Origin of the sequence: Nocardia cerradoensis NBRC 101014 (assembly GCF_000308535.1) — a bacterium.
Lineage (GTDB): Bacteria > Actinomycetota > Actinomycetes > Mycobacteriales > Mycobacteriaceae > Nocardia > Nocardia cerradoensis.
In genome coordinates this window covers 1-26417 of record NZ_BAFW01000229.1, presented here as the reverse complement: position 1 = coordinate 26417, position 26417 = coordinate 1, and the positions used below count along the sequence as shown (strand labels likewise).

Here is a 26417-nt window from a genome sequence, read left to right as displayed (position 1 = left end):
TCGTTTCGGTCGTAGGGAGTGGTCACCTCTGCTACGAACCCGACGGCGAGAATTCATCGGTGCGCGCCCGGAAAATCGGCGGAAGCCCGAATTCGGCGAACCGGTCACCACTGCCCAGGTAGGTCACCTGCCGCGCGATCAGCCCCGACCGTGCCTGAACAGCGAGCAGTGCGAAGGGGCGCAGCACACCGTCGGTGTCGGGGCGGTACTGACCGAATCCGACCGAACCGTTCATCCGCACCGGTACCAGCCGATCGTGGGCGCACGCGTCGCCCGCCGCGAAGACCGAGACGATGAGCTCGCGCCCGCTCAGTCGCCAGGCGAACGGCGGCATACCGGATTCGGCGTCCTCGCACAGCAGCGCGGCGAGGCCGTCGACGTCATGGTTCTCGAACGCCGTGACGTAGCGCCGGACCAGGTCCCGGTCGTCCGGGTCGTCGGGATCGAGCGGATCGGTGGCGGCGGGCCGGACCGCCGCCAGGGTGGTACGGGCGCGTTGCAGCGCGCTGTTGACCGCGGCCGGGCTGACCTCCAGCATGGTCGCGGTTTCGGCGGCACTGAACGCCAGCACCTCGCGCAGGACCAGCACCGCCCGCTGGCGTGGCGGCAGATGCTGCAGTGCCGCGACGAAGGCCAATCGCACCGACTCGCGGCGGACGACGCGCTCGGCCGGGTCGAGGACCCGCGCGTCCGCGACCGGATCGAGCCACCGGTCGGCGGGCACCACCGCGTCCGGGTCGAAACCGGTGGAGACCGGGCCCTCCCACACCAGCATCCGGCGGCGTGCCGAGCGCAGCATGTCCAGGCAGATATTGGTGGCGATGGCGTGCACCCACGTCGAGAGCCGGCCGCGCTCGGGGTCGAAGCGGTCGAATCGGGTGTAGGCGCGGATCAGCGTCTCCTGCGCCGCGTCGTCGGCATCGGCCGACGAACCGAGCATCCGGTAGCAGTAGCCGGTCAGCGGAATCCGCAGCGCTTCGAGTGCCCCCGGCCCTGAAACGCCGGATCCCGCGACGCCGGACTCCGGCCTCCCGGACTCCGGCAGCGGTTCACTCGCGGACACACTCACCGTCCCATGCTCGCACCTCCGTGTCACCAACGACAGCGGGACGGCCGGGTAGCTTGCGGGGCATGGAGCTGCGCGCGGGCGAGGTCGTATTTCACTACGTGGAGCACGGCACGGGCCGCCCGGTGGTGGTGCTGCACGGCGCCGGTGTCGATCACCGCGAGGCCGAGGCGTGCTTCGAACCGGTTCTCGGCGATGCCACCGGGCTGCGGCGGATCTACCCCGACCTGCCCGGTGCGGGATACACCGCCGCACCCGCCACACTGCGCAGCGCCGACGATGTACTCGACGCGTTGCTGCGCTTCGCAGAGGCGGTCACCGGCGGTGATTTCCTGCTCGTCGGCCACTCGGCGGGCGGGTACTACGCCCAGGCGATGGCCGCGCGGCGCGCCACCCGGGTGGCCGGGCTGGCGTTGATCTGCCCGCTGTTGCCGGGACTGCGCGACATTCCCGCGCATCGCGTCGTGGCCGGGCCGGGCGATCTGGGCGACGACGATTTCCGCGGCTACTTCGTCGTCCAGACCCCGGCCATGCTCGACCGCTACGAGCGTTTCGTCGCCCCCGCTGCCGAGCTGGTCGATCGGGCCGCGGCGCGGCGCATCGGTGAGCGGTGGCAGCTGAGCCCGGACGGCACACCGCCGTATCCGGGGCCGACCACGATCGTGGCCGGGCGCCTGGATTCGACGGTCGGTTACGCGGCGGCCACCGATCTGTTCGAGCGGTGTCCGCACGCCTCGCTCACCGTGGTCGACGAGGCCGGACACGCTCTGCCGCACGAGCAACCGGAACTGCTGCGCGCCCTGCTGGCCGAGTGGCTCACGCGGGTGGCGCGCGCCGGCGATCGAACGTGACGATCTTCGGCGCCGGCACAGGTCGGACCAATCCGACATGTGCGTCGACATCGAATACAACGTGGTTTGCCAACGGAACGCTGGGAGAAAGGAACGCTGTGATCAACGGAATCATCGCGGTTGTCGGAGCTCTGGCCTCGGGTCTGGGATCGATCCTTCTCAATTTGATCGACGTTTTGCTCTGACGAAGTCCCCAGACCCGGTGAACCGATCGCGGATTCGCCGGGTCTGCGCCTATCCGGGCCGCGGAAAAGTTCGGCGCGCCGAGCGCCGAACTCTTGCCCGCGGGCACATCGGTCGGAAAAGTGACCGCCGGATCTGTTCTCTCGACGAGGAGGCGCGGCGTGCGTTTCGGCATCTTCATTCCCCAGGGCTGGCGGCTGGACCTGGTCGGCATCGAACCGGGGGCGCAGTGGGGTGTGATGCGGGATCTGGCACAGCGGGCCGACGCCGGACAAGACTGGGAATCGCTGTGGGTCTACGACCATTTCCACACCGTGCCGGTTCCCACCGAGGAAGCGACGCACGAGGCGTGGACGCTCATGTCGGCCTTCGCCGCCACCACGACCCGCATCCGGCTCGGGCAGATGTGCACGGCGATCAGCTACCGGAATCCGGCCTACCTCGCCAAGGTCGCAGCGACCGTGGACCTGGTCTCGGGCGGACGGGTCGAGATGGGGATCGGCGGCGGCTGGTACGAGCACGAGTGGCGCGCCTACGGCTACGGATTCCCTTCCGCGGGTGAGCGTCTGGGCCGCCTCGACGAGGGAGTGCAGATCTTCCGTCAGGCGTGGACCACCGGTACCGCCACCCTGGACGGCAAGTACTACCAGGTCGACGGCGCCCGGGTGTATCCGTTGCCGCTCCAGGACGGCGGCATTCCGATCTGGGTCGCGGGCGGGGGTGAGAAGGTCACGCTGCGCATCGCCGCGCAATACGCGCAGTACACCAACTTCGCGGGCGATCCCGAAACCTTCACCCGCAAATCCGAGCTGCTGCGCGACCATTGCGCCGCCGTCGGAACGGATTTCGACGCGATCACCCGCAGTTCGAACTTCAACACCGTGATCGGCGCCACCGAGGCGGAGGTGCGTGAACGGCTGGCCGCACTCACCTCACGGCTGACTCCCGCGCTCGGGGCGGACGCCGCGCAGGACTGGGTCACCAAGCTCTACGCCGATTCCCCGGCGGTCGGCACTCCGGAACAGATCGTCGAAAATCTGTCCCGGGTCCGCGATCTCGGTTTGTCGTACGCCATCCACAACTTCCCCGAGTCGGCCTACGACCTGTCCGGGGTGGAGTTGTTCGAGCGCGAGGTCATTCCCGCGCTGCGATGACCCACGGCACTCAGTCGACGCGCACGTCCTCCGGTGACCAGAACGCTCGCATACCGGTGATGCGGGCGTCCTCGTCGAAGGTCATCACGTCGATCGGTTCGATCGTCGTGGTGCGAGAGCCGGTCTCGGTCACCACCCGGAACCGGAACGCGGCCGCGCCGCCCGCGATCCGCAGGTCGAGCAGCTCGGTGCGCATGTGCGCGGAATCCAATGCGCCGTAGAACTTTTCGATCGCGGCCCGGCCGACGTGCGGCGGCGAGCCGAACGGATCCTCCACGGTGGCGTCCTCGCTGTAACATGCCGCGACATCGGCGGCGGACCCGGAGCCCACCGCCTCGAGATACCGGTGTACCGCTGCTCGAATCCGTTCCGCTGAAGCCATGGGACAACGAAAACACGGATCCGGCGCCGCGCCGCCTGCCGATCCCGCCTGCCGGGACGGAAGGGGAAGCTCCGCTGAGACGTTCGAACCACCGCGACCATCGAGAGAGGAACATCTACTCGTGAACGACGAAGGTGCGGCATGAGCGCCGCCGGCATCCGCGACGACCAGGCGGACGAACAGCGCTATCGGGAACTCGCGGCATCGGCCCGGTCGCTCGTGGCGGGGGAACACGACCGGATCGCCAACGCCGCCAACCTCTCCGCGCTCGTCTATCACGGTCTTCCCGGCCTGAACTGGGTGGGATTCTATTTCCACGACGGGAACGAACTGGTGGTCGGCCCGTTCCAGGGCCGCCCGGCCTGCGTGCGCATCGCGCTGGACCGAGGCGTATGCGGTGCGGCGGCGCGGACCCGCCGGACACAACGGGTCGCCGACGTGCACGCGGTGCCCGACCATATCGCCTGTGACCCGGCGAGTCGATCCGAACTGGTGGTGCCGTTGATTCACGAGGACACCGTCATCGGCGTCTTCGATCTGGACAGTCCCGAACTCGACCGATTCGGTCCGGTCGATCAGCGGGGGCTCGAGGAGATCGCGTCGATCTATCTCGACTCGCTGATCGCGGACGATCGGGGTTGAGCAGGGAATCGGAACGGATTGTGCCGCAACCGAAACGGAGGCTGTGACCGGTCGGCTACGAGGCCGCCTGCATCGCCGGCCGGAAGGCCTGCGGATTCGGCCGCCCCAGTGTCCACCTCGCCGCCGCCAGTGCCTCCGCGCACGACGCCTTGAGGCGCAGGTGCTGGGGCCGGGGATAGCCGGCGGCGTCGACTTCGGCGCGCAGACCCACGATTCGACGCTCCAGCAGGCGTGCGTCCGCGGTCTTCAGCCCACGCCGCGCGGATGTCAGCGCGGTCAGCACTCTGCGCTGGAGATCGTCCATACAGCACACCTCCTGTGGTGACGGGCCCTCGGCCGGTGACGAAGTCGTTCCGAGTGCGGATTGTCGATGGGTACCCCGGCGGCGCGCCGCGAAACGGTGACCTCGCGTACTCGGCGAGATGACGCAAACGGCTTGTACCGGACGAACATTCGTCCGGTCCGCGGCGCCGGGCCGAATCCGGCGTGCCCGGACGAGGTTTGCCGCGACGGGCAGCGGGGCACTCGAAGACTGGTCGTCATACCTCGACCCGGTTTTGCCGGGCGCGGTATGCCACCTCTCACGTTGACTCGTCGCGTCGGATCGAGGTCCGTTATGCACAGTGACCCGCCCGGTCGCGCCGGTACGTCGTCGCCTGTCTCGGCGGCCGGTGTCGCCGCGCTGCTGCGTACCCTGCCGGGATCGCCGATGGCGGGGGTCACCGCGCACGGCAGCACGGTACTCGAGATCGTCGCGGCGACGACGCACCGCGCGCGAATGGTCGAGGAGGCGCAGCTGCTGCATCCCGACAGCCCCGCTCGCGAGGCCGCGGCGACCGGTGTCCCGATCGTGATCACCGATCTCGCCGGCAGCTCGCGGTGGCCGGGGTGCGGCGCGGAGCTGCGGTTGTGGGGAGTGCAGGCGGTGCGGTGCCAGCCGCTGTCCGACGACGACGGTGCGGTGGTCGGAGTGCTGAGCGTCTACACGCCCGCCGCGAACGTCCTCAGCGAGGAACTCGCCGATGCTCTGCATCCGGTGTGCCGCTGTGCCACCGACCTGTTGCAGATCCGCCGCCGCAACCCGCCGCGGCTGCGGCGGGAGTGATCCGAAAACCTCACCGCCAGGGATCCGCCGTCGGTGAAATCCAGGCCCTCATTAGCATCGACGTGGCGTACCCGTCGAGGAAACCGAGGACCTGCGTTGACTACCGAACAACTTGACCGCTGGAACGCCCAGGAAGCCGCCGCGGAGGCGATGATCCCCATCATCGGCACGTTGTATCGGGCGAAGGGTGTGACGGTGCTGCTGCACAGCCGGTCGCTGGTGAACCGGTCGGTGATCAGCATTCTGCGGACGCACCGGTTCGCGCGCCAGATCGAGGGCGAAGAGCTGTCGGTGGACGAGACGCTGCCGTTCCTGCGCGTCCTGGACGAACTGGATCTCGGCCCGTGCAAGATCGATCTCGGCCAGCTGGTCGTGGCCTACCGCGCCGACGACCGCGGGCTGTCGGTGCGTGAGTTCACCGAGGTGGTTCTCGCCGAGGTGATCGGCGGCAACAAGGCGCAGTCGCCGGGTCCGCGCGATGTCGTGCTGTACGGCTTCGGCCGGATCGGCCGGCTGGTGACGCGTCTGCTGATCGAGAAGGTCGGCTCCGGCAACGGACTGAACCTGCGTGCGGTGGTGGTTCGCCGCGGCGGTGAGGGTGATCTGGCCAAGCGTGCGTCGCTGCTGCGCCGGGATTCGGTACACGGGCACTTCAACGGCACCATCAAGGTCGACGCCGACAACGACACCATCATCGCCAACGGCAACGTCATCAAGTTCATCTACAGCGACGATCCGACGACGATCGACTACACCGAGTACGGAATCTCCGACGCGATCCTGATCGACAACACCGGCAAGTGGCGCGATCGCGACGGGCTGTCGCAGCATCTGCGTCCCGGTATCGCGAAGGTGGTCCTCACCGCGCCCGGTAAGGGCGATGTCCCGAATATCGTCCACGGCGTCAACCACCGCGATCTGGATCTGACGCAGCGGATCTTCTCGTGTGCGTCCTGCACCACCAATGCGATCGTGCCGCCGCTCAAGGCGATGGACGATGAATTCGGCATCACCCGCGGGCACGTGGAGACCGTGCATTCGTTCACCAACGACCAGAACCTGCTGGACAACTATCACAAGGCGGACCGCCGCGGCCGCTCCGCGCCGTTCAACCTGGTCCTGACCGAAACCGGCGCCGCCTCCGCCGTCGCCAAGGCGATGCCGGACTTCAAGGCCAAGATCACCGGAAACTCGATCCGCGTCCCCACCCCGGACGTGTCCGTCGCCATCCTGAACCTCCAGCTCGAGCGGGAGACGACGAAATCCGAGGTGCTCGACTACCTGCGGCAGGTCTCGCTCGCCGGTCCGCTGAGCCGCAACCTCGACTACACCGCCGCCACCGATGTGGTGTCCAGCGATTTCATCGGCTCGCGTGCCGCCTCGATCATCGACGCCAACGCCACCATCGTCGAGGGCGACACCGCGATCCTGTACTGCTGGTACGACAACGAATTCGGTTATTCGTCCCAGGTGGTCCGGACGGTGCAGTACATCTCGGGTATCGAGTACCCGACCTATCCGCAGTTCGCGGACCGGTCGCAGGACGCCGCCGATGTGCGCGCACTGGCCGGGGTCGAGGCGGGGTAGCCGAACCCGTTCAGTGGGTGAGGACGACCTTGACGACGACCACCGTCGTCGCGACGGCGGTCAGCAGCAGTGCCGCGAGGATGGTCGAGCGGCGGGGCCGGGCGCCTTTGAGCCGTTCGATCACGAAGACGATGCCGCCGATGCGGATGAGCATCGCCACCTCGGCGACGATCTGTGCGGTGCGGGGTGCGAGCCAGTCGAAGGCGGCGCATGCCAGGATGATCGACGGCAGCACCGCGGAGCTGAGAATCGGCACCGAATCGCGCAGATCCTCCCACCGCTGCCGCGGCGTGAGCGCACGATTCTCCCGCACGGCCTCGCCGACCCCCTCGGCGAACGCGTGCGCGACGAAGGTCGACAGCGCGGTCCCGATGACCACCAGGATCCCGACATGTTCCGCGGTGGTGGTCACCGGGATCAACGCGGCGAGAATGAGGATGTTGCCGTAGACGTAGGCGCTGATCCGGCTCGCGGCATTGCTGCGGTTCAGCGGATTGCGGCGGGAGAACAGGGGACCGTGGAGCAGTGCGTCGCGGCTGCCGTCCATATGTCTCCCGTTCCTGATCGTCCGATGCGGGGCGCGGCCTCGGGTCGGGCACGGGGGTGGGGCAGTGGGGCCGCCGCGAACAACCCTAGGACATCGGTGATCACCCGGACCATCGATCGGCCGCCGCGTCGACCGCTCGATTCGCGCGTCCGGAACAGCGGACGTACGGTCGTTGCCGCGTACCGGCCCGGCCGGCCGTGCGGTGCGTTCGTCTGGTTTGCTCTGGCGGAGCCGGGCATTCGGGCCCGGCGCGTGCGCGAGTGCCCAGCGACAGGTGAAACGCGAGGTCAGGTATGGGGTTCGGGGACGGTGGTGCGGCGGGGGAGCCGCGCGTGACCGGGGTGGTGCTGTGGGTGGGTGTGCTGTGGGGTGCGCTGGCGGCCGTGCTCACCGCACCGGCCGCCGCGGCGATGGTGGCGAGCGTGTATCGGTTTCCGATTCCGTTCGGTGTGTACGCCCGAGGACCGCACGAGGCGGTGAACGCGGCGCTGGCCGCGGTGTTCTATCTCGTGATGGGCGGCGGCCTGCTGCTGGCCGCGCTCGGTGGTGCGGCGGGTCTGATGCTCGTGCGTGCGCACGGCCGGCGGCTGGGGCGTGCGCTGGCGCTCACCACCGCGGCGGGGTTCGGGCTCGCGGTGGTGGGCGCGTTCGCGCTGGCCCTGCTCGAGCATGTCATCGGGCCCTGGTGACAGCGTCTCGGTGATCGCGCGCTGAGGTGATCCGCTCAGTCCGCTGTCGTCATCGGTTCGCGCAGTTCGCGTTTGAGGAGTTTGCCGCTCTGGTTGCGGGGGAGCGCCGCGGCGAAGCGAATGCTCTTGGGCACCTTGAACGGTGCGATCAGATCCTTGACGTGCGCGATCAGCGCATCGGCGGTCGTCTCCCGGCCTTCGTGCAGGACGACGACGGCGGTGACGGCCTCGATCCACTTCTCGTCCGGGATGCCGATGACCGCGACCTCGGCGACCGCGGGATGGCTGTAGAGGGCGTCCTCGACCTCGCGGGAGGCCACCAGGATGCCGCCGGTGTTGATGACGTCCTTGATCCGGTCGACGACGGTGATGTAGCCGTCGGCATCCCGCGTCACCAGGTCGCCGGAGTGGAACCATCCGTCGCGGAACGCCTCCGCGGTCGCGTCCGGATTGTCCCAGTAGCCGCGGCACAGCTGCGGCGAGCGGTAGAGCACTTCGCCCGGCTCGCCGGGGCCGACGTCGTTGCCCTCGGTGTCGACGACACGAGTTTCCACGAAGAACACCGGCCGTCCGCACGACGACGGCCGTTCGGCATGTTCCTCCGGGCGCAGCACCGTGGCGAGCGGCCCGATCTCCGATTGCCCGAAGCAGTTGTAGAAGCCCAGGTCGGGATAGCGTTCGCGCAGCCGGTTCAGCACGGTCACGGGCATGATCGAGGCACCGTACTGCGCCTTGCGCAGCGAGGACAGGTCGCGGCGGTCGAGGTCGGGGTGGTGGGACAGCGGCACCCAGACGGTCGGGGCGAGGAACAGCGAACCGATCCGGTCCTGTTCGATCCGGCGCAGGATCTCCGGGATGTCCGGAGTGGCCATCAGGTGCACGGTCGCGCCGACCGACAGGTAGGGCAGCATGAACACGTGCATGCCCGCCGAGTGGTACAGCGGCATGGCGACGAGCGGATTGTCGTCGGGACGCAGGTCCAGCGCGATCACCGAGGAGACGTACTCGAAGACGAGCGCCTCGTGAGTCATCATGGCGCCCTTGGGTTTCGACGTCGTTCCCGAGGTGTAGAGCAGTTGGGCGAGGTCGGTCGCGGCCGCCCGGGACGAGAAGTCGGAGACCTCGCCCGCCGCGTCGGCGACGGCCCGCAGCGATCCGTCGGCATCGCGCAGCGGTACGACGTATTCGACCGCGGTGAGGTCGCCGCGCACGTGGTCGAGCGTGCCGATCAGCGCCGGGTCGGCCAGGACCGCCCGCGCACCCGACTGCGCGACGAGATAACTCAGCTCCCCGCCCTTCAGGGCGTAGTTCACCGGAACGTGCACCAGGCCGGCGCGGGCACAGGCCAGAAATCCGATCACGTACGCATCGGAATTGGTGCCGTAGGCGGCGACCCGATCGCCCGCGGCCAGGCCGAGGTCGAGCAGGTGGGCCGCCGCCCGGGTGACCGCGGCATCGAGTTCCCGGTAGGTGTAGCTCCGGCCGTCGAATGTCAGCGCGGTGCGGCCGGGAACCTTCGCCGCCGAACGGTGCAGCACGCCGTCGATGGTGTGCGTGCGGGGATCGAGACTCATAGGCGGGAGATTATCGGACGTCCAACTAGTTTGGCAGGGAATTCGCGAGGCCGGTGCGCGGCCGGACGTCCCCGCCGCGCCGTCATCGTCGCTCCGGCAGGACCAGGATCTTCACGTGTTCGTCGGGCGCGCGCAGGGCTGTGAACGCGTCGGCGACCCCGTCGAGTCCCACGCGGCCGGTAATGATCGCGTCGGCGTCGATCTCCCCCGACGCCAGGCGCCGCAGCGTGATGTCGTAGGCGTCCTCGTAGGGACCGTGCCCGAAATTGACGGCGATGCGGCGGAACTGGCCCACCACCGGCACGATCGTCTCGGTCGCGAATCCCGCGGCCAGTACCTGGATGCGCGAATCGAACGGCAACCCGTGCATGAGGGTGTCGAGCATGCCTGGCCGGCCGCTGCATTCGTAGGCGATCAGCGTGCCCACCGCGCCCGGATCGACGAGCGAATTACGCTCTGCGACAAGGGTATTCCAGACCTGAATCGGATCCTGTTCGGTGGGATCGACGGCGACGTCCGCGCCCACCGCGAGCGCCAGGGCGCGGCGCTTGGGAGACGGCTCGGAGGCGACGACCACACCCGCGCCGTGCGCCTTGGCGGCGATGATCGCACCCAGACCGATGGCGCCGCAGCCGATCACGAGGGCCGAATCACCGGCCCGCAGACCGGATTGCTGCACGTGCATCTCGCCGACGTGCAGCGGTTCGGCCAGCGTGGCATGCTCCAGCGACAGCCCGTCCGGCACGTGCCGGACCCAGACGCTGTCCACCACGATGTGCTCGCCGAACGCGCCGTGATAGTCGTTGGAATAGCCGATGATCGTCGGGATGCCGGTGTCGGCCTCGGTGGCCAGTCCGATGCCCGCCACGCGGTCGCCGACCGCGAAATCCGTGACGCCCGAACCTGTTTCGACGATCGTCCCGGCGTATTCGTGTCCCAGCACCACCGGTCGTGCGATGTCGAAGGTGGCCAGCGGATAACCGCTGTCGGCGGCGACCCGCACGAACCGCCCGGCGTCCTCGGCCATCGACAGGTCGCTGCCGCAGATGCCGCAGGCGGCGACCGCGATGCGCACCTGTCCCGGGCCGGGAGCCGGCGGATCCGCGACCTCGGTGACAGCGAATTCTCCGTCGAGATATCCCACGGCACGCATCGATTCACGCTCCTGTCGCGGCGGATTCGCCGTAGTAGTCGGTGTGGGCCTTGGTGATCGCGGTGACCAGTCCGCCGATGAGGCGGTCGCGGTGATCCTCGGCGTACTGCAGACTCGCCTCGCGGCCGAGGTTGCGCCGCCGGAAATGCGGGATCACCTCCGAGGCGAACAGTTCGTAGCTGCGTTTGGTGTCCTCCCAGTCGGCCATGTCGACATGCAGGATCAGCAGGGTGCCGAAGCCTCCGGTCTTGTCGAGGAGCCGGTCGATCTGCGCGATCGCCTCGTCCGGTGTCCCGATACGGCCTGGCCGAATTCGCCGAGGCTGTCGTTGCGCCAGTGGTCGATGATTCCCCTACCGGATTCGGCCCACTCGGGTCGCTGTCCGGTCTGGCGGTTCACATAGGCCGCCATCGATCCGATCCGGCGGGCGACGGCGCGCTCGGCGTCGGCCCGGGTTTCGGCGAGGAACATCGGATTGACCAGCCGCCACCGCGATCGGTCCGCGCTGTGACCGTGCTCCGCGCACACCTTGTCGTAGATTCCCCAATTGCGGTCCAGCACATCGAAACCCGCCGGGGAGCTGGCGGCGAGCGACAGCAGTGACAAGCCGTGGGTGCCGGCGAGCACCGAGCCGTTGGGGGAGACGGTGGAGGCCGTGGCGATCTCGATCCCGGCCGGGTCGTAGGTGGGTAGCTGGGCGCGAGCGTCGCGCAGGGTGAACCAATCGGTGGACATGTTCACCACGTCGCCGCGCAGCAGCGCCAGGATCGCCTCGAGCGCCTCGCCCTGGCGCCGGCGCTGGTCGGAGGGGTCGATGCCCATCATGTGCGCGTCGAGCGGGATCTTGCCCGGCCCGGTGCCGAAGATCAGCCGCCCCCGGGTCTGCAGATCGAGCTGGGTGATGCGGTCGACGGTGACCAGCGGGTGGTGGTAGGGCAGTGACACCACGCCGGTGCCGAAGCGCAGCCGCTGCGTCCGTTCGGCCGCGGCGGCGATGAAAACGTCGGGCGCGGGCACGATTTCGGCACCCGTCGAATGGTGCTCACCCATCCATGCCTCGTCGAATCCGAGGTGGTCGAGGTGTTCCATCAGATCGATATCGCGCCGCAACTGCAGGGCGGGGTCGGCGTTCAGTGGATGGTACGGGGCGAGGAAGGCCCCGAATCGTAAGGATTCGGACGGGTGCACGGAGTCTCCTTCGAACGGCGCGTCTGTGATCTGCTTCACCGCGCTGTGTCCTGCTTAACATGGATCAGTTGATCGAAAAGGTTCCGGTCTCGGTGATCGAGACGGCTCGAGAATTCCTGCACGCCAATGCTTTCCCTGTGCGTATGAGATAAGGTTTCCCGGCAGATCGGATCGATCGAACCAGTATGGAGGTGATCCCGTGTCCGCTCCAGCGCCCAACCGGCAGGGCACCGCGACCCGCGGCCGGCTCGTGAAAACGGCCGAGCGTCTGTTCGCCGCGCACGGGGTCGACGCGGTGTCGGTGCGCGCGGTGAACGCGGCCGCGGGCCTGGGGCCGGCGTCGGTCAACTATCACTTCGGCACCAAGGACGACCTGATCGCGGCGGTGCTGCTGGATCTCGGCGGCCCGGTGCGCGACAGCATTCGCGCCAATGCCGACCGGCTCGCCGCGCGCGACGAAGCGCCGACCACCGAGGAGGTGGTGCGCGCCGTCACCGAGCCCTACCGCGATCTGCTCCTGCGGCACCGCACCCGCGGTATGCGGTGGGTCAGAATCGTCACCCAGGTCTCGGCGCGCGACCATCCCGCCCTGCGCGCGGTGGAGGAGAATCTGCGCGAGCATCTGCACGTCCAGTTGCGCCGCACCTTCCCCGAGGCCGATCCCGCACGCCTGGAATCGCGCTGGGCCATCGCCCTCATGGGATTTCTGCAGGCGCTCGCCCGCGCGGGGGACTGGCACGCCCACCCCGACCCTTTGCCCGCCGATGTGCTGACCACCTTCTACGAGGATCAGGTCGCCTTTCTCTCCGGGGGGCTCGACCGCCTGCTCCGCGAGAGGGACTGATCCGGCGCGGCCCGATTTCGCCGGCGGAGCATGCGGACCCCGCTTCCGGAGGTACATTCGTGTCCGTGGCGCCTGCCGTCACGGCTCGCGTCGGGAACCGGCTGTGAGGAGGCGAGATGGCGCAGGACAAGCGCGCGGTATTCCGGGATCTGGTGGATCGGGTGCTCGACGGCGACGGCAGAACGCCGCGCGAACAGCGGGCGCAAGCCTTCGCGAACGCCGGACCGCTCCCGCTGCGTGAACTGGTCGACAAGGTCGCGACTCGCCCGACCGAGGTGACCGATGCCGACTTCGCCGCGGCGCGGGCCTCGGGGTTCGGCGAGGACGAACTCGTCGAATTGGTGATCGCGGCCGCGGTCGGCCAGTCCGCACGCCAGTACGACGCGGGACTCGCCGCGCTCGCCGAAGCGACCCGGGAGTGTGCCTGATGCGACCGGACATCCTGAACCACGGCTATCGGCCCGGAACCAAGCTGCTGTTCAGGGCCGTTCGATTGTTCTCCGGTCAGCCGCTGCCCGACGCCGCGAAGCTGGTGTTCTACCGGCCGGACTTCTACGGCGCGCGAGCGCAGGCGTTCACCCACGCGGCGATGCGCGGCCCTTCCGAGTGGTCGGTCGCCGACCGGGAGCTGATGGCGGCGTACGTGTCGAAGGTCAACGCCTCCGCGTTCTGCATCGGTGCGCACAGCGCGACCGCGGGGCAGGCCTATGCCGACGACGCGAAAGTCCGTGCGGTGCTCGATGATCCGGAATCCGCGCCGATCGGTGCGGGCCTGCGCGAGACACTGGTGCTGCTGGGCACGCTGACTCGCGACGGAGAGATCTCCGCCGACGATGTCCGCAAGGTGCTGTCCGCTGGGGTGTCGCCGCAGCAGGTCGAGGACGCCTTGGCGGTGTGCGCCGCGTTCAACACGACCAACCGGCTCGCCGACGCCTTCGGATTCGACGTGCTGAGTCCGGAGGGTTTCGGCGCGGGGGCGAAATACCTGCTGAAGCGCGGTTATCGGTAGCGCGAGAGCGGTCCGCGCGGATCTGCCCGGCGGAAATCTAGAACAAGTTCTCGCCAAGAGTAGACAGTTTTGGTAAGTTGTCTACCAGGTCACGAGGGCCGTCCGCCGTGCGATCGATTCGGGTGCGACAACCCTTGTGTGACAACCGAAATCGCACTGGAATGCCAGTTCCGACCGAGGGGAAGATCATGGCCATCGTCCACCAACTGCCGACGAGCGAGGGCGACCGGCGCACGCTGGCGCTGGACAGTCCGGTGGATCGCCGGCGCATCGGCGAACTCGAGGTGGACACCACCGCCGAGGTGCAGAGCGCGGTCGCGCGTGCCCGGGCCGCTCAGCCGGCCTGGGCCGCGCGCAGCATCGCCGAGCGCGCCGAGATCCTGCGCGGCGCCGTCGGTGTGATCGTCGCCCGCCGCGCGGAGGTCGCCGAGACCATCCGCACCGAGACCGGTAAGCCCGAGGCCGAGGCGCTCGGCGTCGAGATCGTGCCCGCCTGCGACTTCCTCAACTACTGGACCGGGCGCGCCCGGCGTGATCTGCGCTCGCATCGGCAGCGGCTGCACGGCTATCTGAAACCGTTCAAGAAGCTGTACATGCAGTATCAGCCGCTCGGCGTGGTCGGTGTCGTGACGCCGTGGAACGCCCCGTTCGTGCTGTCGCTCAATCCAGTGGTGCAGGCACTGGTCGCCGGCAACACCGTGGTGTTCAAACCGTCGGAGGTGACGCCGCGGTCGGGGGAATGGGTGGCGCGGGTGCTGCACGAGGCCGGAGTGCCGAAGGATGTTGTGCAGGTACTGCACGGTGACGGCGAAACCGGTGCGGCGCTGGTCGATTCGGAAATCGACAAGGTGTGCTTCACCGGCAGCGTCGGCACCGGCCGCAAGATCGCGGCCGCCTGTGCGACGCGGTTGCTGCCGTGCACTCTGGAACTGGGCGGCAAGGACGCCATGATCGTCTGCGCGGACGCCGATCTCGAGCGCGCCGCCGCCGGTGCGGTGTATCTGTCGATGTTCAACACCGGCCAGGTCTGTATGAGCGTGGAACGCATCTACGTGGTCGACAGCGTCGCCGACGAATTCATCCGGCTGGTCACCGAGAAGGCCGCGGCGGTCACCTACGGTCCCGGTGACACCGATATGGGCCCGCTGTTCTGGGATCGCCAGCGCGACATCGTGATCCGCCACATCGACGACGCGAAGGCCAAGGGCGCCGACATCGTGGTGGGCGGCGCCGCGGACACCGGTGACGGCCTGTACTTCCAGCCCACCGTGGTCGTCGGCGTGCATCACGACATGGAGTTGATGACCGAGGAGACGTTCGGTCCGGTCACCGCCATCATGCGGGTCCGCGACGAGGACGAGGCCATCCGGCTGGCCAACGACTGCAAATACGGGCTGAGCGGTTCGGTGTTCACCAAGGACGCAGCCAAGGCCCGGCGCATCGCGGCCCAGCTCACCACCGGTTCCGTCGTGCACAACGACGCGGCCGTCATCTACGGGGTGCCCGAGGCGCCCTTCGGTGGACGCAAGGACAGCGGTGTCGGCCAGGTCAACGGCCCGGGCGCGCTGCGCGGCTTCACCCACGCCCAGCCGGTGCTGATCGACCGCTGGCAGCCCAAGGGGGAAAGCATCTGGTACCCCTACTCGGAGAAGACCATTCGCAGCCTCGACGGTCTCATCCGCTACGGGTTCGGCAACAAGATCATGCGCAAACTGCTGTCCTGACCGTCACGCTCACGCCGTGCCCGGGCCGGGCAGCAGGGCGAGCAGATTGTGGACCAGCGCTCGCTCGTCGCCGGTGCGGTGCGCGGTGTAAATGGTTGTGTCGGAATCGGTTTCGGTCAGCGCGATGATGCGCGCCGAGGCCGGTGCCGTGAAGGTCGCGCTGCGCGGCGCGACCGTGATGCCGAGGCCCGCGGCCACCAGATAGAGAATGATGGTCCAGTTGGTGGCCTCCTGCACGATGCGAGGCCGGCGGCCCGATCGGAGCAGGGGCGCCAGGTTCCGGTCGTGGGCCAGCGAGCCGGCGGCACGGGGAAAGAAGACCATCGGGTGGTCGACCAGATCGGCGCCGGTGACGGTATCGCGCGCGGCGAGCGGATGGTCGTCGGGCACCACCGCGACGAACGGCTCGGTCATGAGCGGTGTGGTGGTGGTCCCCGGCTGCGGGTCGGGATCGCGCACGATCGCGAGGTCCAGGGCGCCGTTGGCGAGCCGTTCCATCAGATGGCTGGTGAACCCCTCGACCAGGTCGACCTCGACCAGCGGATAGCGGTCGCGGAACGCGCGCACCCCGCGCAGCGGTTCGAGCGGTAGTACCGACGGCACGAAACCCAGATAGAGCGTCCCCTGCCCGCCCTGTCCGATGCGGGAGACCTCGGCCAGATCGCGGTGCGCATGCCCCAGCAGGGCCTCGGCGCGCTCACGCAGTACGGCGCCGGCGGGGGTGAGGGCCACGGTGCGTGAGGTGCGATCGAACAGGCGGGCGCCGAGCAGCGTCTCGAGCCGCCGGATCTGCTGGGTCAGGGCGGGCTGCGCGATGTGCAGACGGGCGGCCGCGCGGCCGAAATGCAATTCCTCCGCGACGGCCAGGAAGTAGCGCAGATGTCGCAGCTCTACTCCGTCCATACGCCGCCATCCATAAGTTCAAGATATCAATCGGAGCTATCGAATATTGGACGCTATGGGTTGCGGCGCGCATCCTGGTGAAGTGATTCTCGTCGAACCGATGTCCGGGCCGGCCGACGCCGCCGCCTTCAAAGAACTCAATCTGGAATGGATCACCGCTCTGTTCGGCGTCGAACCGGCCGACCTCGCCACCCTGGACAACCCGCAGCGGATCGTGGCCGACGGCGGGCAGGTGCTGATCGCACGCGACGGTGCCGACCGCGTCGGGTGCGTCGCGCTCGTCGCGGAGGATCCGGGTGTTTTCGAGATCTCGAAAATGGCGGTCGCGCCGCGGGCCCGGGGCGCGGGGATCGGCCGCCTGCTGCTGAACGCGGCCATCGACCACGCCCGCGCGTCCGGCGCGACCTCGCTGTTCCTGGCGAGCAACGGGCGTCTGGCCGATGCCGTGCATCTGTACGAATCGGTGGGGTTCGTGCACGTTCCGCCGGAGGAACTGCGGCCGATTCCCTACGATCGTGCCGACGTCTTCATGAAATTCGATCTGGCGCACCAGATTTCGGCCGTCTGAACGCTTCGGGAGACGATCAGTTGATCGGCGGACGCCCCTGCGTGTCCACGCCCGAACCGTTCCAACGGAACGACACCGTCGTATAGGTCCCGTCGGGGCAGGCGTTGCAGCTGCCCGGCGTCTTGTAGGTCAGCACGACGGTGTCGTCGGTACCGGCCCGGGTGTCGATGGTGGTGAATGCCTGGGCTTTCGGTGTCGCGGTGCCGACGTAGTCGCCCCGGTGGAACAGCAGTGCGTGCTCCGGGGAGCTCGCGGTGGCGCCCTGGACCGTCACCACCACGACCGACAGTGTCGAACACCGGTTGTAGGTGCCGCGCAATGCGGGCGGGTTGTCGTTCCATGCCCAGCTGACACCGCCACCGGCGTCGTACGGCGGCAGGGTCGCTACGGCCCGGCGAACCTCCGGCGCCGAGAGGTCGGTGGTGCAGTCCGCCGCGCCGGAATTCGTGGTGGCGGGAGCGGTTTCGCGCGTGGTGTGGCCGACCGGCGTCGGTGACACGGCCGCAGAGGTGGCGGAAGTCGTAGTGGCGGAAGTCGTAGTGGCGGTGGCGTTTTCGGTCCCATTTCCGCAGCCGCTCAGCGCGACCAGAGCTGCGCCGGCGACCACCGGCACCCATGCCCTCCGGAGTGGTCGGCGCGGGACGGGCGTGGCGGCGAAGCGTTGCGCGGCGGCGGTCATATGTCGAGTGTGGCGGATGGGCCCGGTGAGTCCCTTCGTTTTCCGAGCGAACGGTGACCCCAGTTTTCGTGTCAAGCAACTGGAACCTGCCGGGCGGCCCGGCAACTGCGTAGCGTTCCACGGACACGTCGCCGGGGGAACGGCGACGCCGTCGGCTTCTGCAGAACAGGAAGACATCGTGTCCGAATTGTCGCCGGTTCCGGCCTGTCTCACCCATCGCACAACGCTCGCGGCCGCCCCGGAACCACGACCGCAGCTCAGCGCCCGGGAAGTGGAAGTACTGCTCGCGTGGATTCTCGGCGAGACCAAAGGCGAGGTCTGCCGCAAGCTGTTCATCGCGCCCGGAACGGTCAACACTCACCTCGCCCGGATCCGGGAGAAGTACCGCGGTGCGGGCAGGCCGGCGCCGACGAAGGCAGCCCTGCTGGCGCGCGCCCTGCAGGACGGGTATCTGGATCTCGACGACATCTGACGACGCGGTGGCGGATCAGCCCGGCGCGCCGGCGCGCGTTCCGGGGGCGTCGATTTCGATCCGCCGGATGCCGGAGCCCGGATGGTTGACGACGACCGTGGCCAGAATCGCCCTGTGCGGCGGCAGAATTCGCACATGAACCGTCCCGGCGGCCGTGGTGGCCAACTCCGCGGCGACGGTGCCCAGAACCCGGCGGCGGGTGGCGGCGGGCAGGTCGTCCAGGCCGTGGTCGTCGATCAGGACGACGTCGACGCCGCGCAACCGGGCCGCGCGCGCCGCCGTCGTGACCGGTTCGGCGGCGAGCACGGGGGCGCGCAGCGTATCGCGCAGATGTGCCTCGATCAGGCGGCAGTCGTCGCGGGTGCGGTCGTCGAGCGGCTGCGGGCCGGCGATGCGTTCCAGAATCGGGCGAACCATATCGTCCAGGCGCTGGATCTGGGCCCGGCGTTCGTCGAGTGCGGCGGCCGCGGCGGCTTCGGAGCCCACCTGCCGGGTCGATTCCTCCCGCAGCCGGAAGATGGCGCGGGCAGCGGGACGCAGGGTGTAGGCGAAGAAGGTCGCCATCATCAGCGGGCCCAGATTGATCGCCGAAATCGCGACGCCGTGACCGAAGCCCTGCCCGCTCTGCCACGACCATACGGCGGAGGTGGCGATCATCGACAGCAGACCGGCCCACGCGGCGCCCGTCCGCCCGCGCACGCACATGAAGGTCGCGGTCACCGTCCCGCACCCGAACGACCACAGTTGCGCGACGGAGGTCGGCGGAATCGGCAGGTTGAACAGGGTCAGTGCCGCGGTCGCCGGAATCGAGGCGGCCAGCGCGGCGGTCGCGGGGAGGGGCAGCGGATCGGGCCGGATGCGCAGCAGTGCCGCGGTCGCCGCGACGGTGACGGCCAGTCCGGCGAGCACCGGCCACAGGTGACGGGTCTGCTGCGCGGACGAAAGGCTCAGTGCCGCTTCCGAGATCAGGTAGAAGGCCGCGATCAGCCAGGCGGGCCGGGTATCCATGCCCAGGAGGGTGCGGGCATCGCGGACGGGGCCGGTGGCCGCGCTCATCGCTCGACCGCCCGCCATGACAGGTGAATCCGCGTACCGGCGCCCGGACGGCTGCGCACCTCGACCTCACCACCGGGCAGGCGGCGCACCCGTTCCACGATGCTGACGGCCAGTCCGAGGCGGTGGGAGGGGACCTTCGCCGGATCGAATCCGCGGCCGTCGTCGGTCACGACGACCGTGATCCGCCCCTCGTCGAATCGGAGGCTCACCGTGCGCGCGGCGTGCGCTCCGGCGTGAATGACGCTGTTGCGCACGGCTTCCGCGACGGCGGCGCCCAGGACCTGTATCGGCTCGGCGGGAAAGTAGCGGTCGCCGCCGTCCGGGTCCTCGCGCACGGTGACCGGCAGCCGGTCGTCGACGTCGGCGACCGCGGTGCGGATGTGCGCGGCCGCTGTCACGGCCGTAAATCCTTGTGCGCCTTCCGAACCCACGTCGTTCAGCTTGCCCAGTGCCAGTTCGGCCTGGTGGCGTACCTCCGACCGCTGGGTTCCGCGCGCGGCGGCCAGCAGGGTCGACATCACCCAGTCGTGCAGCAGTGCGTTGAACCGGGCGCGTTGGACGGTGCGCGCGGTCGCCGCCGCCGCGGCGGCCGCGACCGCGTGGGCTTCGTTCCGGGTCGCGTCCAGAATCCGTCCGGTGCGCATCGCCATCAGCCCGGCCGCGACGAAGAGCAGGCAGAAGCTGATCGCGAACAGCAGGTCCGGGACGAAGCGGCCGTTGTGCCCGGGCGCCCGGCAGAGGTGATTGATGAGCTGGACCGGGATCACCGCCGCGAGCAGCACGGCCACGGTCCGGCCCGGGGGCCAGACCAGTGCCGCGGACAATCCGGCCAAGCCGGGAATGGTGGAGATCCACGCATCGGCGCGCAGCAGTTCCCCGTTCCACGCCACGGGCCACAGGGCGGCCGCGACCACGAAGCCCAGGGCGGTGACGGCGGCGGTCGCGCGCACCCACCGGAGGTCGGGATGAAACGAGAACAGGCCCATCACCACCGCCGGGCCGTAGACGAGGCCCACGGCGAGCACGGTCCACCACAGGGCCAGGTCGTCGGCCTGGCTGACGATGGTCGCGGCCATCAGGAACAGATAGGCGACGTACCCGGAGGACAGGAAGCGGGCGAACAACCGGGTGATGCGGTCCTCGGCCGGGCCGACCGTCGTCCGTGCGCGACCGGCGTCCGGATCTACCGGCGTCGACGTGGTATCGGCAGCCACCCGTCCTCCAGAGCACGTTTGAACAGTTCGGTCTTGGTGCGCGAAGGCCGCCCCGCCTCCGCGTATTTCTGCCGGATCCGGGCCAGATAGGCGTTGACCGTGTCTTCGGTCAGGCCGGTGAGCCGCGCGACGCGGGCCGCCGGTTCTCCCGAGGCGTACAGGGCCAGGACATCGCGCTGGCGCGGGCTGAGCGTGACAGTGGCGAAGTTCTCGTCGGAGTCGATGGCGACCGCCCAGTCCGTCGTCGGTACCTGGCGGCCGGCCGCGGCGTCGCGCACGGCGGCGGCGACCACCTCGTCGCGTTCCGACTTCCGCACCACGCCGAGAACGCCGGCCCGCGCGGCGGCGCGCACCAGGAACGGTTCGTCGCCGGAGGTGAACACCAAGGTTTCGATGCCGGCGGCCCGCAGGTGCTCGATATTGGTGGCGGGGGAGGATCCGTCGGGAAGCCGCAGATCGAGCACGACGAGTGCCAGATCCGTTGTGGCGTCCAGTAATTCGGTTACCGATGCGGCCGTGGCCGCGATGGTGACAGTGGGCTCGCCGGCGAGGATCTGGCGCAGGCCCGCGATGGTGACCTGGTGATCCTCGACGACGCCGATGCGATACGGGTTCCCGGCCGCGACATTCTCCTGCACCCTGCCCCCTCCTGTGCCGACCGTGCCCGGCGGCGCCGATCTCGGCGCGCGAATCCGGCAGCGAGTGATGATTGTTAATCACTGCGCCGGGGTAATTCATTACGTCCAGCCGCTCGAGCGTTCACGGACGATCGACCCGTCGTCGTGCGAAACGCCGACTGGCGCACTCGCCGCCGCGAGGCAGACTCCAGTGGTGTGGGATGGCAACGCCCCAGGTTCGAGGAAGGAGGCGTGGTTGTCGTGACGGCAGAACCGCGCCACGTGCCCACCGTGACGGTGGATTTCGACGATCTCGCCGAACTGATTCTCGCCGTGCATACCGTGGTCACCGATGTGCCGCGCCGGCTACGCCGCCGGCACGACAACGTCGTCGACATCGTCGCGGCGACGGTCAGCGATATCCGGCCCGCGGACGCCGGACGCCGACATCGCCTGCCGCGCACCCCGGCAGCGGCCTTCGCTGTCACCCAGCGCGGCGAAACGATCGACGTCGTCGTCGAGCACGGCGATACCGTCGCCTGCGCAGCCTTCTTCGATCACACGCCCGCCGCTGATACGGATTTCGCCGCCTGGCTCGCCGAGCACACCCACGACGCCCTCCGGGGCCGCCACATCCACTCGATCCTGTCCTGAGGGCCGACGCCCGGCCCGGCCATCCGTTGGTGCTCGAATCCGTTATTGCCCAACGGGTTTGCCGAACAGGTTCAGCATGAACGGGGCGTCGAGGACGTCGGTGACCGCCGCGCCGTCAGGGACGCGTTCGACCGCGAGCCGCACCATATCGGCGGTGTCGTCCTCGCCGGGTTCGATCCCGGTGCGCAGGTAGCGGAAGAACAGGTCGACGTTGAGTTTCACCCTGTGCGCAAAATCCGCGGCCACCAGTGATTCCGGACGACATTCGCTCGATGGTATCGGTGCCGGGCCGGGGTGGTGGGCGGTTCAGCGGGCGACCGAATCGACTCCGGTGATCCGATCGGCCGCGGTGAGCGGGATCGGGGTGAACATGGCCGGTTCCTCCTCGGGGACCAGCGCGGTCGGGCCGTAGATCCAGTCGGTGAAGGAGTAGTCGCCGGTCTCGCGGGCGCGCAGGAGAATATTGCGCTGTTCGCGGCGCCGCCCGTCGAGATGCCACAGTTCGCCCCAGGCGCGGGCGGTGAGCACGACGCGGCGGCAGTGTTCGGGACGAACCGCCTGATAGGCGGCCAGGGCACCGTCCCAGTCGACGGTTGCGCCGGCGCCGCGTCGCCGCCGCGCGTGTTCGGCGAGAACCCAGCCGTCCTCGATCGCCATGATCGCGCCCTGGGCCAGGTATTGCAGCGGTGGGTGGGCGGCGTCGCCGAGCAGAGCGATCCGGCCGTCGACCCAGGTGTCGATCGGATCGCGGTCGTACATGCGCCACCATTTGTCGCGCCACATGTGCGGCAGGCGTTCCCGGACGAATTCGCAGTTGCCGGCGAAGGCGTCGTCCAGCTCGTCGGGGGTGCCCCAGTCCGCGAGTCCGGCCAGGGCCTTGGGGGATTCGAAGACCGCGACCTGATTGAGCAGATCGCCGCCGCGCAATCCGTAGTGGACGAAGTGGCACCGCGGGCCCACGTACACCACGACCTCGGACAGATCGACCGGCCGATCGACCGACGCGATCGGCACGGTCCCGCGATAGGCGACGTACGCCGAGGAGACCGGCCGATCGTCGGCGAACCGGCGCCGCGCGACCGAATGCAGTCCGTCGGCCGCGATCACGACCGGCGCCTCGTGCACGGCACCGGAATCCGTTGTGGCGCTGGCTTTCTCGCCGTCCTGCGTATATGCGGTGACTCGTTGCTCGGTGAGCAGTTCGACACCGGCGTCGCGGCACGCGTCGAGGAACAGGGCATGCAGGTCGCTGCGGTGGATGACCAGATACGGAAATCCGTACCGTCGTTCGAGGTCGCGCAGGTCCAGCGCGGTCAGTTCGCTCGCGTCGACCGCATCGCGCATCACCATGCGGTCGGGGACGACGCCACGCGCTGTCGCCTGCTCCAGCAGTCCGTACTCGGCCAGGATGCGGGTGCAGTTCGGGGCGAGCTGAATGCCGGCGCCGACCTCGCCGAATTGCTCCGCCTGCTCCAGGACCCGGACTCGCAGACCGAGACGTGACAGCGCGAAAGCGGTACTCAATCCGCCGATTCCGCCGCCGGCGATCACCACATCGGAGGTGCTCATAGTGCAGCTTCCTTACAACCAGGGGCCGAGGTCGGGGACGTCGGCGAGCGAGTGGGGACGACCGGCGAGGTAGGCGGCGACCTCGGGCAGCGGGCCGCGCGGCCGCGTGTCGAGTCCGCGCTTGGCGCGGATGTCGTCGATGAGCGCGGACAGGAATTCGCCGGGAAGGTCGGCGAAGCCGGCGCCCGTGCCGAGATCGACGGCATGGACACACACTTCCCGTGCCCGCAGCCAGGGGATCTCCGTGGCCGGGACGGTCCGCCCCTGCGCGGTGACGACCTCGCGGCGCCAGTCGTCGCCGGTCAGGGAATCCATTGCCACCGACAGCGCTTGGACCGACGCGTCGAGCCAGGCCATCAGTTCGGCCGCCGAGCGGGTCGCGCCCTGCTCGATATCGGAATCACGTTGCCGCGCCGAGGAATACATCGGGGTGCGGACGCCGGTCCGGGCCCAGTGCACCAGATTGCCGAGCGCGTCCGCGTTGGCGGCGACGTGCGCGACGAGGTGTTTGCGCGTCCAGCCGGGCAGCAGGCTCGGCGCCGACATCGACGTCTCGTCCAGAAGAGCGACCCTGGTGCCGAACAGGGAAGTGCCGTGCTCGGCCCATCGCAGCGCGTCCGCGAGCGTTCGCCCGGTCACGATGCCCGCACGACCTTGTTGGTGCACGCCCCTAGGCCGTCGATTCGGGTGACCACGGTTTCCCCGCCCACGAGATACATCTTCGGATCGCGTGCGTGCCCGACTCCGGCGGGGGTGCCGGTGGCGATCATGTCGCCCGGATTCAACCGGATGATCGTCGAGACGTATCGCACGAGGTGGACCGGATCGAACAGGAGGGTGCCGGTGTCGTCCTGCTGGACGACGTTCCCGTCGACGACGGTCTCGACCCGCAGTGCGGGCCGCACGCCGCCCACCTCGTCCGGCGTCACGACGTAGGGGCCGACGGGCGTGACGGAATCCCAGATCTTGCCCTGGGTCCATTCGATGGTCCGGAACTGCCAGTCCCGCACGGAGATATCGTTCATGACGGTGAAGCCCGCGATGGCGTCCGTGGCCTGCTGCTCGGTGGCTCGGCGCACCGGTTTTCCGATGACGACCACCAGTTCGACCTCCCAGTCCAGGGCATCGGTCTCGGCGGGCTTCACGATCGGATCGTCCGGGCCGATGAGCGAGTCGGCGAATTTCGGGAAAAGGGTGGGGTAGCTGGGCATGTCGCGGCCCATCTCCCGAATGTGGTTGGTGTAGTTGTGCCCGACGCAGATCACCTTCGACGGGTTCGGCACGACGGGGGCGAAGTCGGCGCCCGCTACCGGCCAGGTCTGCCCGGTGGCCGCGGCGGCGACCGTGGGCCAGTCGTCGCGGGCGAACAGCGCGCCGAGGTCGTCGTAGCCGAGGTCGGCCAGACGGTCGCCGTCGAGGCGGACCGCGCGGGTGCCGCCGTCGACGCGGAGGGTGGCCAGTTTCATCGGACGGTCTCCTGACGGTCGAGGTGTAGTGCTTCGAAGACGGGCGCATCCGAGAACCGGAAGAGGTCCAATGCGCCGGAGTCGGAATCGGTGCGGCCGGATTCGGAAGTGACGGACAACGATTCCCATGAGGGAACGACGAACAGGTCGCCGCGGGTCACCGACCACGTCGTCTCGCCGACGGTCACCGTGCCGGAGCCGTCGAAGACCTGATACACCGACGAACCGGTCTCGCGCACGGGCGCGGTCTGTGCGTGGCGAGCGATCCGGTGGAACTCGGCGCGAATCGTCGGCAGCACGTCGGCGCCGTTGTGCGGATTGGTGAATCGGACCGCGGCGTGGCCGGGTTCGACGGTGCCGCCGTACCCTTCCCGCTCCAGCTGCAGCTGGTCGGTGAGGGCGGCGTCGGTGTGCTCCCATTTGTAGGCGAGCAGCGGCGAACCGGGCGCGACCTCGCCGACCGACAGCGGCCGCAATCCGGGATGACCCCACAGTCGTTCCGAGCGTGAGCGCTGCGGCGTAATCCGTTCGGCCGCATCGATATCCGTGCGTCCGAACTGGAAGAACTGCGCCTCTGTCAGGTATTGGAACGGGATGTCGAGCCCGTCGATCCACGCCATGGGCGCCGCGGTCGCGTTGTGGTGGGCGTGCCAGTTCCAGCCCGCCTGCGGCAGGAAATCGCCGCGGCGCATCGGGACCGCGTCGCCGACCGCCCGCTCACCGTTGCCGCCGACCACCGTCCACACGCCCGAGCCCTCCACCACGAAGCGGAACGCGTGCTGGGTGTGGCGATGTTCGGGCGCGTCCTCGCCCGGCATCAGATATTGGATCGCCGCCCACAACGTCGGCGTGGCGAACGGCCGCCCGCCCAGGGCCGGATTCGCCAGTGCGATCGCACGACGTTCCCCGCCGCGGCCGACGGGGACGATATCGCCCGCCTCGGCCGCGAGCCGCAGCAGCCGCTCCCAGCGCCACAGATGCGGCACCGCCCGCGAGCGGGGATGGGCGGGCATCAGATCGCCGATCTCGGTCCACAGCGGCACCAGCAGCTCCTGCTCGAAGCCGCGGTACAACTGCTCGAGCGCGGGCGTCACATCCGGCTGATCCGGCGCCGCGACCGCCCGCAAGCGGACAGGGGAGTCAGTCGTGCTCATAGCGCCTACAGTGACGCGTGCCGGGGGCCCAGAAAACAGAATTCTGCTCAGCAGAACCGCGCGCGGTCCGACCCCGCAGGTGCCGCTACCAGTACCGGACCTGCTCCCCGTCGGTGTCGGCGATGAAGACGAGCGCGTCGGCGGTGTCGAGATCCGCCCGGCGCAGCGGGATGTGGCCGAGGACCATCGGTTCACCCGTGGCGATCGTCGCGGGTAGCGAGTCGCGCAATTCGCTTGCGGGGAACAGGGTTCGGCGCGTCGTCGCCTGCGCCAGCACGCCCTGCAGGGTGGCCGGATCGCAGGCAGGGGCGCCGTCGGTCGTCACGACCGTGTAGCGGTCGCCGAGAGCGAGGGCGACGAGCGCCCC

At 69.0% G+C, this 26417-nt stretch carries 32 protein-coding genes and 1 pseudogene; 13 read left to right on the top strand and 20 right to left on the bottom strand.

The features are described 5' to 3' along the window. Positions 1–31: 31 nt before the first annotated feature. A complete protein-coding gene (locus tag ON23_RS23980; protein WP_245556087.1) occupies positions 32–1069 on the bottom strand; it encodes an RNA polymerase subunit sigma-70 in 1038 nt (345 codons plus the stop codon). 62 nt (positions 1070–1131) lie between these two features. Here ON23_RS23980 and ON23_RS23975 point away from each other — a divergent pair, with 62 nt between their 5' ends. Further along, complete coding sequence (locus ON23_RS23975) at positions 1132–1917, top strand: alpha/beta fold hydrolase (protein WP_039780940.1); 786 nt, start codon at positions 1132–1134, stop codon at positions 1915–1917. Here the strand turns inward: ON23_RS23975 and ON23_RS38060 are convergent. After that, on the bottom strand, positions 1883–2275 hold the full coding sequence (locus ON23_RS38060; protein WP_157170278.1) for a hypothetical protein: 393 nt from the start codon (positions 2273–2275) through the stop codon (positions 1883–1885). The genes ON23_RS23975 and ON23_RS38060 overlap by 35 nt on opposite strands. On the opposite strand from ON23_RS38060, the gene ON23_RS23970 reads away from it, so the two are divergent. After that, positions 2262–3254: an LLM class F420-dependent oxidoreductase gene (locus ON23_RS23970; RefSeq protein ID WP_039780938.1), complete on the top strand. Its 993-nt coding sequence runs from the start codon at positions 2262–2264 to the stop codon at positions 3252–3254. The genes ON23_RS38060 and ON23_RS23970 overlap by 14 nt on opposite strands. Positions 3255–3264: 10 nt before the next feature. Here ON23_RS23970 and ON23_RS23965 read toward each other — a convergent pair whose 3' ends face one another. Further along, the gene (locus ON23_RS23965) at positions 3265–3636 is read right to left on the bottom strand and encodes a nuclear transport factor 2 family protein (protein ID WP_039780937.1); all 372 of its coding nucleotides are present in this window, start codon (positions 3634–3636) and stop codon (positions 3265–3267) included. Between the two features lie 141 nt (positions 3637–3777). On the opposite strand from ON23_RS23965, the gene msrC reads away from it, so the two are divergent. Beyond that, a complete protein-coding gene (gene msrC / locus ON23_RS23960; protein WP_039780936.1) occupies positions 3778–4278 on the top strand; it encodes a free L-methionine (R)-S-oxide reductase MsrC in 501 nt (166 codons plus the stop codon). Positions 4279–4333: 55 nt separating this feature from the next. On the opposite strand, the gene ON23_RS23955 is transcribed toward msrC, so the two are convergent. After that, complete coding sequence (locus ON23_RS23955) at positions 4334–4582, bottom strand: hypothetical protein (protein WP_036505697.1); 249 nt, start codon at positions 4580–4582, stop codon at positions 4334–4336. A 312-nt stretch (positions 4583–4894) separates the two neighbouring features. On the opposite strand from ON23_RS23955, the gene ON23_RS23950 reads away from it, so the two are divergent. Next, on the top strand, positions 4895–5383 hold the full coding sequence (locus ON23_RS23950; RefSeq protein WP_039780934.1) for a GAF domain-containing protein: 489 nt from the start codon (positions 4895–4897) through the stop codon (positions 5381–5383). A gap of 150 nt (positions 5384–5533) precedes the next feature. Beyond that, the gene (locus tag ON23_RS23945) at positions 5534–6970 is read left to right on the top strand and encodes a glyceraldehyde-3-phosphate dehydrogenase (protein WP_373282244.1); all 1437 of its coding nucleotides are present in this window, start codon (positions 5534–5536) and stop codon (positions 6968–6970) included. Between the two features lie 10 nt (positions 6971–6980). On the opposite strand, the gene ON23_RS23940 is transcribed toward ON23_RS23945, so the two are convergent. Continuing rightward, on the bottom strand, positions 6981–7517 hold the full coding sequence (locus tag ON23_RS23940; RefSeq protein ID WP_039780931.1) for a hypothetical protein: 537 nt from the start codon (positions 7515–7517) through the stop codon (positions 6981–6983). Positions 7518–7810: 293 nt separating this feature from the next. Here ON23_RS23940 and ON23_RS23935 point away from each other — a divergent pair, with 293 nt between their 5' ends. Continuing rightward, positions 7811–8206: a hypothetical protein gene (locus ON23_RS23935; protein WP_157170277.1), complete on the top strand. Its 396-nt coding sequence runs from the start codon at positions 7811–7813 to the stop codon at positions 8204–8206. Between the two features lie 35 nt (positions 8207–8241). Here ON23_RS23935 and ON23_RS23930 read toward each other — a convergent pair whose 3' ends face one another. The 4 genes from ON23_RS23930 to ON23_RS23920 all read right to left on the bottom strand — a co-directional run bounded on the left by ON23_RS23930 (position 8242) and on the right by ON23_RS23920 (position 12121). Next, positions 8242–9780 (bottom strand): acyl-CoA synthetase, encoded by a 1539-nt coding sequence (locus ON23_RS23930; protein WP_039780929.1) that lies wholly within the window; start codon positions 9778–9780, stop codon positions 8242–8244. Between the two features lie 82 nt (positions 9781–9862). After that, positions 9863–10933, bottom strand: coding sequence for an alcohol dehydrogenase catalytic domain-containing protein (locus ON23_RS23925; protein WP_039780928.1), 1071 nt, complete (start codon positions 10931–10933; stop codon positions 9863–9865). Between the two features lie 4 nt (positions 10934–10937). Beyond that, positions 10938–11141, bottom strand: coding sequence for a hypothetical protein (locus ON23_RS39415; RefSeq protein ID WP_245556085.1), 204 nt, complete (start codon positions 11139–11141; stop codon positions 10938–10940). A gap of 14 nt (positions 11142–11155) precedes the next feature. Next, a complete protein-coding gene (locus ON23_RS23920) occupies positions 11156–12121 on the bottom strand; it encodes an LLM class flavin-dependent oxidoreductase (protein WP_245556084.1) in 966 nt (321 codons plus the stop codon). A 199-nt stretch (positions 12122–12320) separates the two neighbouring features. On the opposite strand from ON23_RS23920, the gene ON23_RS23915 reads away from it, so the two are divergent. The 4 genes from ON23_RS23915 (at position 12321) to ON23_RS23900 (ending at position 15698) form a co-directional block, all read left to right on the top strand. Further along, on the top strand, positions 12321–12965 hold the full coding sequence (locus ON23_RS23915; protein ID WP_039780926.1) for a TetR/AcrR family transcriptional regulator: 645 nt from the start codon (positions 12321–12323) through the stop codon (positions 12963–12965). A 116-nt stretch (positions 12966–13081) separates the two neighbouring features. Further along, positions 13082–13393 (top strand): carboxymuconolactone decarboxylase family protein, encoded by a 312-nt coding sequence (locus tag ON23_RS23910; RefSeq protein WP_039780925.1) that lies wholly within the window; start codon positions 13082–13084, stop codon positions 13391–13393. After that, positions 13393–13974: a carboxymuconolactone decarboxylase family protein gene (locus ON23_RS23905; RefSeq protein WP_039780924.1), complete on the top strand. Its 582-nt coding sequence runs from the start codon at positions 13393–13395 to the stop codon at positions 13972–13974. Before ON23_RS23910 ends, ON23_RS23905 begins: the two co-directional genes overlap by 1 nt. Positions 13975–14135: 161 nt before the next feature. Continuing rightward, complete coding sequence (locus tag ON23_RS23900) at positions 14136–15698, top strand: aldehyde dehydrogenase family protein (RefSeq protein ID WP_245556082.1); 1563 nt, start codon at positions 14136–14138, stop codon at positions 15696–15698. 9 nt (positions 15699–15707) lie between these two features. Here ON23_RS23900 and ON23_RS23895 read toward each other — a convergent pair whose 3' ends face one another. Then, the gene (locus ON23_RS23895) at positions 15708–16601 is read right to left on the bottom strand and encodes a LysR family transcriptional regulator (RefSeq protein ID WP_039780923.1); all 894 of its coding nucleotides are present in this window, start codon (positions 16599–16601) and stop codon (positions 15708–15710) included. 82 nt (positions 16602–16683) lie between these two features. Here ON23_RS23895 and ON23_RS23890 point away from each other — a divergent pair, with 82 nt between their 5' ends. Continuing rightward, positions 16684–17169, top strand: coding sequence for a GNAT family N-acetyltransferase (locus ON23_RS23890; protein WP_210743172.1), 486 nt, complete (start codon positions 16684–16686; stop codon positions 17167–17169). 16 nt (positions 17170–17185) lie between these two features. Here the strand turns inward: ON23_RS23890 and ON23_RS23885 are convergent, their stop codons facing one another. After that, entirely contained in the window at positions 17186–17848 is a 663-nt protein-coding gene (locus ON23_RS23885; RefSeq protein WP_083904204.1) for an LppP/LprE family lipoprotein, read from the bottom strand. Between the two features lie 178 nt (positions 17849–18026). Between ON23_RS23885 and ON23_RS39410 the strand changes: the two genes are divergently transcribed. Next, positions 18027–18320 carry a response regulator transcription factor gene (locus ON23_RS39410; protein WP_306307145.1) on the top strand — a complete coding sequence of 98 codons (294 nt, stop codon included), beginning with the start codon at positions 18027–18029 and terminating at the stop codon, positions 18318–18320. Between the two features lie 15 nt (positions 18321–18335). Here the strand turns inward: ON23_RS39410 and ON23_RS23875 are convergent, their stop codons facing one another. The 3 genes from ON23_RS23875 to ON23_RS23865 are packed head-to-tail and all read right to left on the bottom strand — an operon-like array spanning position 18336 to position 21228. After that, complete coding sequence (locus tag ON23_RS23875) at positions 18336–19376, bottom strand: DUF8320 family protein (protein WP_039780921.1); 1041 nt, start codon at positions 19374–19376, stop codon at positions 18336–18338. Next, on the bottom strand, positions 19373–20590 hold the full coding sequence (locus tag ON23_RS23870) for a sensor histidine kinase (RefSeq protein ID WP_083904202.1): 1218 nt from the start codon (positions 20588–20590) through the stop codon (positions 19373–19375). The genes ON23_RS23875 and ON23_RS23870 overlap by 4 nt, the downstream gene beginning before the upstream one ends. Then, positions 20560–21228 (bottom strand): response regulator transcription factor, encoded by a 669-nt coding sequence (locus tag ON23_RS23865; RefSeq protein ID WP_039780920.1) that lies wholly within the window; start codon positions 21226–21228, stop codon positions 20560–20562. The genes ON23_RS23870 and ON23_RS23865 overlap by 31 nt, the downstream gene beginning before the upstream one ends. Before the next feature lie 240 nt (positions 21229–21468). Between ON23_RS23865 and ON23_RS23860 the strand changes: the two genes are divergently transcribed. Further along, complete coding sequence (locus tag ON23_RS23860; RefSeq protein WP_039780919.1) at positions 21469–21861, top strand: hypothetical protein; 393 nt, start codon at positions 21469–21471, stop codon at positions 21859–21861. Between the two features lie 42 nt (positions 21862–21903). On the opposite strand, the gene ON23_RS23855 is transcribed toward ON23_RS23860, so the two are convergent. The 6 genes and pseudogenes from ON23_RS23855 to ON23_RS23830 form a co-directional block, all read right to left on the bottom strand. After that, entirely contained in the window at positions 21904–22107 is a 204-nt protein-coding gene (locus ON23_RS23855; RefSeq protein WP_039780918.1) for a hypothetical protein, read from the bottom strand. 60 nt (positions 22108–22167) lie between these two features. Continuing rightward, on the bottom strand, positions 22168–23430 hold the full coding sequence (locus ON23_RS23850) for an FAD-dependent oxidoreductase (protein ID WP_174376520.1): 1263 nt from the start codon (positions 23428–23430) through the stop codon (positions 22168–22170). A 12-nt stretch (positions 23431–23442) separates the two neighbouring features. After that, positions 23443–24069: a maleylpyruvate isomerase family mycothiol-dependent enzyme gene (locus tag ON23_RS38915; protein ID WP_039780917.1), complete on the bottom strand. Its 627-nt coding sequence runs from the start codon at positions 24067–24069 to the stop codon at positions 23443–23445. Then, positions 24066–24896, bottom strand: a complete 831-nt coding sequence (locus ON23_RS38910; protein WP_039780916.1) for a fumarylacetoacetate hydrolase family protein — start codon at positions 24894–24896, stop codon at positions 24066–24068. The genes ON23_RS38915 and ON23_RS38910 overlap by 4 nt, the downstream gene beginning before the upstream one ends. Next, positions 24893–26050 (bottom strand): cupin domain-containing protein, encoded by a 1158-nt coding sequence (locus tag ON23_RS23835; protein ID WP_039780915.1) that lies wholly within the window; start codon positions 26048–26050, stop codon positions 24893–24895. Before ON23_RS23835 ends, ON23_RS38910 begins: the two co-directional genes overlap by 4 nt. An 85-nt stretch (positions 26051–26135) precedes the next feature. After that, positions 26136–26417, bottom strand: a pseudogene (locus ON23_RS23830) (erythromycin esterase family protein); the annotation flags it as partial.